At 68.1% G+C, this 1,613-nt stretch carries 1 protein-coding gene and 1 pseudogene; both read right to left on the bottom strand.

Annotation, left to right across the window (positions count from 1 at the left end):
- Window positions 1–1,158, bottom strand: a 1,158-nt coding sequence (locus tag JL37_RS15390) for a methyl-accepting chemotaxis protein (protein WP_043545141.1), incomplete at its 3' end; no start/stop codon positions are given.
- Window positions 1,159–1,255: 97 nt separating this feature from the next.
- Window positions 1,256–1,613: pseudogene (locus JL37_RS30705) on the bottom strand (hypothetical protein); the annotation flags it as partial.

The raw sequence follows: 1,613 nt of genomic DNA, 5'->3' as shown, positions 1-1,613 counted from the left end.
GGCCGCTTCCACCGCCGCGTTCAGCGCCAGGATGTTGGTCTGGAACGCAATGCCGTCGATCACCGACACGATCTCGGAGATCTTGCGCGAGCTCGCGGAAATCTCCTCCATCGTGCTGACCACTTCCGACACCGCAGAACCGCCGCGCTCGGCCACGTCCGAGGCGCTGGCCGCCAGCTGGTTGGCCTGGCGCGCGTTGTCCGCGTTCTGCTTCACCGTCGAGGCCAGTTCTTCCATCGACGCCGCGGTCTCTTCCAGCGAAGCCGCCTGCTGTTCCGTGCGGCTCGAAAGATCCGTGTTGCCCGCCGCGATCTCGTGCGAGCCCACGTTGATTTCGTCCACGCCGCGGCGCACGGCCGATACCGTGCGGGTCAGGCTCTCCTGCATGCGCTTGACCGCTGCCATCAGCATGCCGATTTCATTCGTGGAGTTCACGTCCACCCTTACGGTCAGGTCGCCGGCCGCGATCTTGTCGAAGCTGTCGCTGACCGCGCGCAAGGGGCGCAGGACTACCCGGTTCATGAACAGGAACGCGCCCAGCCAGACCGCCACGATCACCGCCGCGAGCACCGCGTAGACGATGGCCATGGTGGCCGACTGCGTGCGCGCCTCCCCGACCAGATCTTCGCTGAAGCCCGTGATGCCTTCCGCGAACGCGCCCAGCCGCTGCGAGAAAGCCCCGCTGGCCGCGCCCGCCTTGGTGTTCTTCAGAGTCAGGTACGTGGCCGAGTCTCCCTTGTCCAGGGCCGACATCATGGACTGCAGCGCATCCGCGAACTGGTTGAACGAGGACAGAAGCTCGCCCTCGGTGGATTTGCCCAGGTCCGTGGTCTTCGGAATGGCCTTGAAGGCCTCCATCTTCTTCTTCGCGTCCGCAACCAGCTGCTGCACCGTGCGCGTATTCTCGGCGGCGCCGCCGGTATCGCCGGCGCTGCGCTGCGCGGCGGCGATATCCGCGCGAATGGTGGCCCGCAGCATCTGCGTATAGGCGTCCTTGATAAGGTTGGCCTGCTGGACGCTCAGGCTATCCAATGCATTGATCGCCTCGGTACTGGACCGCATGCCGTTCCAACCCAGGATGATCGCGACAAGCGCGGCCAGGGCAACCGCCAACTGGGCGAGCATGAGGCCCGTGCGAACCTTCAGATTGCTAAACATTCCGTGTATTCCGGTGGTCGTCCCGGTGGCGCTCCCGCCGCCAGGCCGTAAAAGGGATAGCTTTACTGCGTGTTCAAGGCTATGGCGGATCGCTCCGTCAGAAGGACTCCCAATCGTCGTCCGAAGGCGGCGGCCGGCGGCTGGCGGTCGGACGGACGGGCGCGCCATTCGGCGCGTCCGCGTTCCGGCTGGCGGGCCGGCGCGGAGGACGGGCCGAGGACGCCGCGGCGGTCGATACCGCGGCGGTCGACACCGCGGCGGCGGCCGGTGCCGCCGCGGCCGGCTTGGGCCGCGCCACCTGGGTCAAACGAGGAGCGGGCGCGGCCTTCGCCGCGCGCTGGACGGGTTCGGCCGATTCCGCGGAAGCGGCGGCAACAGGCGCCTTGGCCGGCGGCGCCGGCATGCGCGGAGCGCCGCGCTGCTGCGCCAACTGCTGGGCCGGCACCTCGATCACC

Source organism: Achromobacter sp. RTa, assembly GCF_000757485.1.
Lineage (GTDB): Bacteria > Pseudomonadota > Gammaproteobacteria > Burkholderiales > Burkholderiaceae_B > Achromobacter.
Note: the sequence above shows the minus strand (reverse complement) of the source record. Positions and strands in the feature narration are given on the sequence as shown.